General features: G+C 40.5%; 6 protein-coding genes. All 6 read right to left on the minus strand.

Annotated features, from left to right (window positions below; all coding sequences use genetic code 11):
- Positions 1–332: 332 nt before the first annotated feature.
- Positions 333–770, minus strand: a complete 438-nt coding sequence (rpiB, locus tag PQ479_RS16815; protein ID WP_047986977.1) for a ribose 5-phosphate isomerase B — start codon at positions 768–770, stop codon at positions 333–335.
- Between the two features lie 92 nt (positions 771–862).
- Complete coding sequence (locus PQ479_RS16820; RefSeq protein ID WP_047986976.1) at positions 863–2,158, minus strand: methyl-accepting chemotaxis protein; 1,296 nt, start codon at positions 2,156–2,158, stop codon at positions 863–865.
- A gap of 170 nt (positions 2,159–2,328) precedes the next feature.
- Complete coding sequence (locus PQ479_RS16825) at positions 2,329–2,781, minus strand: low molecular weight protein arginine phosphatase (RefSeq protein ID WP_047986975.1); 453 nt, start codon at positions 2,779–2,781, stop codon at positions 2,329–2,331.
- A 427-nt stretch (positions 2,782–3,208) separates the two neighbouring features.
- A complete protein-coding gene (locus PQ479_RS16830) occupies positions 3,209–3,748 on the minus strand; it encodes a manganese efflux pump MntP (protein WP_047986974.1) in 540 nt (179 codons plus the stop codon).
- Positions 3,749–3,945: 197 nt separating this feature from the next.
- Positions 3,946–4,986, minus strand: a complete 1,041-nt coding sequence (locus PQ479_RS16835) for an L-threonylcarbamoyladenylate synthase (RefSeq protein ID WP_047986973.1) — start codon at positions 4,984–4,986, stop codon at positions 3,946–3,948.
- A 227-nt stretch (positions 4,987–5,213) separates the two neighbouring features.
- Positions 5,214–5,666 (minus strand): GNAT family N-acetyltransferase, encoded by a 453-nt coding sequence (locus tag PQ479_RS16840; protein ID WP_047986972.1) that lies wholly within the window; start codon positions 5,664–5,666, stop codon positions 5,214–5,216.
- Positions 5,667–6,000 lie beyond the last annotated feature (334 nt).

A 6,000-nucleotide genomic window follows, 5' to 3' on the forward strand; every position in this document is an offset into this window, starting at 1 on the left:
GTCGACACTACCTCTCTACGACATAAGCCAACTTCTTTCACTTGCCGCCTGTCAAAACAGGCTATAAACTTCTACTTATTCCTTCTGTCGGCACACACTAACCGTTTTTCACCACCAAGATCCTGCTGCTTACTCTTGTTCTTTACCTTTTCTTATGAGCACTCACTAGGTACCTTTCTTTCCATGCATCGACTCTATTAGCATCGCTTCAAAAGTAATTTCATTAAAAAACTCCTTGAAACAACTCATAATAACCACCGCAAACCATGTCCGTTCGGTTCATAAATCTAGCTTATAGAAACTATCCAAGCAGCACCTCACCTTGAATCCCCTCAGCACTCGTAATTCGTAATTTTTCCGACACGATTCGCATGTCGTCCACCTTCAAATTCGGTTGCTAACCAAATTTTGACGATGTCTCTTGCTAAACCTGCTCCAATGACACGCTCTCCCATCGATAACATATTGGTATCATTGTGCTCTCTTGTTGCCCGTGCACTAAATGTATCATGTACGAGTGCACAGCGAATGCCTTTCACTTTGTTTGCCGCTATGGACATACCAATACCTGTTCCGCATATTAAGATACCGCGATCAAACTCACCAGCAGCTACTTTTTTGGCCACCGGTAAAGCGTAGTCAGGATAATCTACAGAAGTTTCGCAATTACAGCCAAAATCCTCAAAGTCCAGCTTTAATTCCTTTAATAAAGCTACAATTTCATTTTTTATATTTGTTCCACCATGATCCGATGCAATCGCAATTTTCATCATATACCTCCAATTGTTATCTTCATTGAATAAAAAAGAACCAACAAAACTAGTATAAACTAATCTTCCTGATTCTTCTCTTTGAAAGTTAATTAAATTGTAAACTTTTCAATCGTTGCCTTCAATCGTTTTGCTTGTTCCGCGAGGTTTTGTGCAGAGGAATAGATGCCTGTTAAAGCTTGGGCTTGGTGCTCAGTCATCGCACTGACCTCGGTTGAACCAGCGGATGTTTCTTCTGCAATCGCTGCAACCTCTTGAGATTCGGCATTTGTTTTTCGAATAGAATCCATCTGTTCATCTATCATACGCGTGATTTCTTGAATCACTTCTTCGACTTCTTTTACTGAGGCCTCTACTCCCATTATTGCTTGCGTTGTCAGCTTGCCTTTTTCCGCTTGATCATTGGCAACCTTCACTTGACTGCCAATTTGATTAACGACATTTTTCACTTCATCTTGAATCGTATGAATGAGTTTGGTAATGCCTTGGACGGCCTGGGCACTTTCGTCGGCTAGCTTTCGAACCTCATCCGCCACTACGGCAAAACCACGACCATGCTCTCCTGCCCTCGCTGCTTCAATCGAGGCATTTAACGCTAGTAAGTTTGTTTGTTCCGCTATATCGCCTACAAGTGAAATGATTTCTCCGACTTCCTTTGCTTGCTTTTCTAGCGTTGCAACCCCAGCTAATGACTGCTGATTATCGGCCGCTAGCTGATTGATGCCTTCCACCAACTCATCAATGACGGTTAAGCTTTCTGACAAGGAGTTCACCATTTTATTAGAGGATGAATGCGAATCGTTTGCTAATATTTGCACTTTTTCAGCAATCGTTGTCATATGCTCAATGGATGACACTGTATTTTGGATTGCTATCGCCGAATTTTCAGCGCCTTGAGAAATTTCTTGCATCGTCAAACCGATCTGTTCCCCACGATTTGCCGTTAACTCAGCTGAATTTGTAAGCTCCTTAACGTTTTCATTGGTCTGCTCAAAATTAAGCTCAATATCTCTCACCATCAAACGTAAACTCGTCAACATTTCATTATAAGCGACACCTAGAGCTCGCACTTCGTCATCCGACTTACTGAGCTTTACATCTTGAGATAAATCACCTGAAGCGGTTTGTCTAGCGGCCGATTCCATTTCCTTAATCGGTTTGGTTATATAACCAGCTGCAAAAAATGCTAAAACAGCACTCCAGAAAACTCCACTTAATAAAGTAAAACTAAGGACGGTTGTTTGTGACCAGCCAAGCCAAGTCATCAAATAACTATCTAAGATAAAAATAAAAATCGCACTAAATCCAAAGGTAATAACAGCTAGCGCACTTGCCCCAACTACTAGCTTTCTTCTTAAACTCCCACGATAACGCACCTTTTTTTCCATGACCCCTGTTCATTCCCCTCAACATGTACATGATTTGACCTTTTTTCCTGGCATGGCTCTTTATGACCATGGTCTTATCTATATTCTGCTGATTCTTGATGCTGAATGCGGATGGTTTTCACCAACTTTTTTTGTTTCTTCCCGGCATTAACGAGCAACTAGACGGATAACTAGTTGGATTCTTGATTGTCTTTTTTTATGAATTGCTCGATCAATTGTTCCATTTGAACAGCCGTTTTTTCATAAATGGAAGTTGGTGCACCAAATGGGTCAACAATATCCCCATTCTCTGAGACATAACGGGTTAAAGTTTCTACCTTATTGGCAACTGGATATTGCATAAGCAATTGTTGTTTGTGATTTTCCGTCATCGTCAAAACGACATCGGCCCAATCTAATAATTCAGCTGTGACGCCCTGGGCTTGATGTTTCTCTATGTCAGAAATACCGCGTTTTTTTAAAACATCTGTCGTTCCTTGTGAAGCTGGACTGCCCGGAAAAGCAAAAATACCAGCCGAACGAACCTCATAATGTACACCTGCTTTAGTTTTTAAAATCCATTCAGCAAGAGGACTCCGGCACGTATTACCCGTACATATAAACAGAATCTTTTTCTTTAGCATAAAATAACCACCTTTATCAACTAGGTCAAATGTTTCATTCGAACCTGTACATTTTATAGGTAGTCTGCCCTATTACTTCCTTGTTCAATATCTTACCACATCTTTTTAAGAAAAAAAGCAAAGTTTTTTAATAAATTTGACATATTTATGCAAATCGTCAAATTCATGAAATAGACCTATATTTCTCTCTGTTTTTTTCGAAATGGTAAGATGGTTAGGAATGTTGGAAGGATGTTAGAGGATCGAGACGAGTGTAGTCTCATGCCTATTCCCCTTACCAACTAGACAAACGTTACTCATCTTATCTTAGATTGGTTAAAGGGCTTGGTCAAATGCTGTAACGATCTTTTTTAATGAGGGAGATATAGATGAGGTTTTCAATCATGAGTTACGTTGAAGCGACTGAAGTGCGAATTGCTTTTTGTAGTTATGGAAGTAGAAGTCTTATTCCAAACATGATCAGGATACAGCCACCAAAAAAAACACCATAGGAACCTATCATATGCTTTAGTCTAGAACCAAGGATTAATCCTATCCATGCAAAAACCATACTGAATAGACCGATACATAACACAGTTAAAGCTGTTTTTGCACCAATCATTCCAAAGCTCAGGCCAGCCGAGAAGCTATCAAGGCTCACACTTAATGAAAAAACAATTAAGCCAAATCCAACTGGTTTAATCATCGCTTCTTCTTCACTTCTGAAGCTAGAATAAATCATCTGAATACCAATTAACAAAAGCAAGGCTCCACCAATATAGACCGTAATAACACCCAGCAGCGAGGACATCCATACTCCTGTAGCCATCCCTAATAAAGGCATAATAATATGAAATAAACCAATGACGATACCGATAATGAAGATTCTTTTTAAGCGCAAACCTAGCATACCCATACCTAGAGCGACTGAAAAAGCATCCATCGCCAAAGCTACCGCCATCAAGACAATTGTAATAAGTTCATTCATTGACACCGCCCCTTGTCCTATTGCTCATGTTGATATGTATGCAGGTTGGACAAGGATTAGAAGTCGTAGATATACGGAAACGATTTTCGAGAAAAGGTTGTGCATGATTAAAAAGCGTCGCTCGTTCTTACCAAAAAAAGATGCTTACCTATTTGGCCAGCCTCTCCAAATATCGGTAAACATCTTTAGATTAACCGTTATAAAATACGTCCAGCTGAGGCTTTTTCGAGTCGGTTCATAATCGCTAAACCGATACCTTCTTCCGAAAAAATTTCCGCGAAGATAAGTTCAACACCTTTTTTGTCAAAGGCACGCAAAGCATCATAAAGTTGATTGGCCACGGAAGCTAAGTTGGCTCGACTACCGCAGCTAATAATGACATCAGCCTCGTAGTTCGATTTACTTTCTTCCGTTGCTAAAACCCCAACCATCTTACCTTGCAGACGCCACTTATCCACATAACCTTGAATCTCCTCTTTTTCACTGACAAGAAAAAGGTCGCCTTGTGGAGCATAATGTGTATATTTCATACCCGGTGATCGCGGGGCTTGATCATCCTTTTTTAAAGCCGGGTCAACTTGAATCGGGCCAACTACCGACTCAATCGCCTCCTTCGTAATTCCACCTGGACGAAATAAAATAGGGATCTCCCCCGTGACGTCAAGTACGGTTGATTCTAGTCCTACACCTGTTGAACCACCATCAATTATTCCCACAACTCGCCCTTGCAAATCCGTCCAAACATGCTCTGCCGCCGTTGGGCTAGGCTTTCCTGATAAGTTAGCACTTGGAGCAGCCAGTGGTAAATCAGAAGCAAGAAGTAGTGCTTCGGCAACAGGATGATCCGGCATTCTTACGGCTACTGTATCTAGACCTGCTGTTACATTTTTCGCAACCGACCCAGTCTGTTTAAAAATCAATGTGAGTGGGCCAGGCCAGAAAGACTCAATTAACGCCCTTGCTTTTTCGGATGGCTCTTGAACTAAATCATTTAATTGCTCTCTTCTAGCAATATGTACAATCAATGGGTTATCGTTCGGACGCCCTTTTGCTATAAAAATTTTAGCGATCGCCGCTTCATCCAAAGCATTGGCACCCAGTCCATATACGGTCTCTGTTGGAAAAGCAATCACTTCACCTTGTTGTAATAAGTGTGCGGCCTCAATAATTCCTTGATTTTCTTTTAAGTTTTCCTCATTTTTATCCACAGTCCAGTGAAAAGTTTGTTGATTATTCATACGTCTACACTCCTGTCCTTCCCTATTGTCAACCGAGATATAAAAATTGTCAAATCACGATTTATCAATAGATAAGGATTAATCATTCTCTAACAATTATTATATTTATTTTGCCAAATTAACGAAAATATTTAGATAACCACATTATCCACAAAAAAACAAAATAGTTATCAACAGATGTGAATAACCTGTTGATAACTATTGGTATGAAAGCATACTAAAGGTGATTACAACACCTCGACTTTAAGATCGTAAGACCAGATCGCTGCATTTTTTTCAATCGCTCGTTGGTAATGAGGTAGATTGCTTATATCCTTAGGCACTTCCCCTTTTTCGACTTGCCTAAACCCCAATTGCCAAAATAGTGGTGTCCTACTTTGTGTGCAAGCATACACTTTTTCAATTTTTCTTTCCTTCGCATACCCTAAAACGATGTCCATAAATTCAATACTCATTTCCGCCGTCCATGTCGGTGAATCCAAAATAAAGGATCGAATTAAACCATTCATTTTCCCTTTTTCTATACCAGCTATTCCGATCATTTTCTTTTCAGCATTTTCGACAACCAGAAAGTTAGAAACTTGCTCTTGTGTCGTTGTATCCATAATGCCAGCCCGGGCAATTAACCTTTGTATCTTTAATAAATCATGCTTCACAGCTTGTCTCACAACTAAACCCAACTCAATCTCCTCCATCTCACTATCAATCTAGTATATGGTTATGATAGAGTACCTTCTTTTATGCCAAAAAAGTAGCATCGTGCAAATGAAATTCATTCGTGTTTTGGTATTGCTCAGTCTTTCTTCTGTTTTTTCAGCCCTAACCCCGAGATTCGGCTTTTGCTCGGGCTTTCTTCCGTTTTTTCAGCTCGCAACCCCGCGATTCGGCTTTTGCTCGGGCTTTCTTCCTCTTTTTCGGCTCGCAACCCCGCGATTTCGCTTTTGCTCGGGCTTTCTTCCGTTTTTTCAGCTCGCAACCCCGCGATTCGGCTTTTGCTCGGGCTTTCTTCCTCTT

The sequence above is a fragment of the Alkalihalobacillus pseudalcaliphilus genome (assembly GCF_028610675.1).
GTDB lineage: Bacteria > Bacillota > Bacilli > Bacillales > Bacillaceae_D > Alkalihalobacillus > Alkalihalobacillus pseudalcaliphilus.

What these genes read in the sequence shown, in the direction of transcription:
- rpiB (WP_047986977.1), bottom strand. Translation starts at nt 770, where the DNA reads ATGAAAATTGCGATTGCATCGGATCATGGTGGAACAAATATAAAAAAT.
- PQ479_RS16825 (WP_047986975.1), bottom strand. Translation starts at nt 2,781, where the DNA reads ATGCTAAAGAAAAAGATTCTGTTTATATGTACGGGTAATACGTGCCGG.
- PQ479_RS16835 (WP_047986973.1), bottom strand. Translation starts at nt 4,986, where the DNA reads ATGAATAATCAACAAACTTTTCACTGGACTGTGGATAAAAATGAGGAA.
- PQ479_RS16820 (WP_047986976.1), bottom strand. Translation starts at nt 2,158, where the DNA reads ATGGAAAAAAAGGTGCGTTATCGTGGGAGTTTAAGAAGAAAGCTAGTA.
- PQ479_RS16830 (WP_047986974.1), bottom strand. Translation starts at nt 3,748, where the DNA reads ATGAATGAACTTATTACAATTGTCTTGATGGCGGTAGCTTTGGCGATG.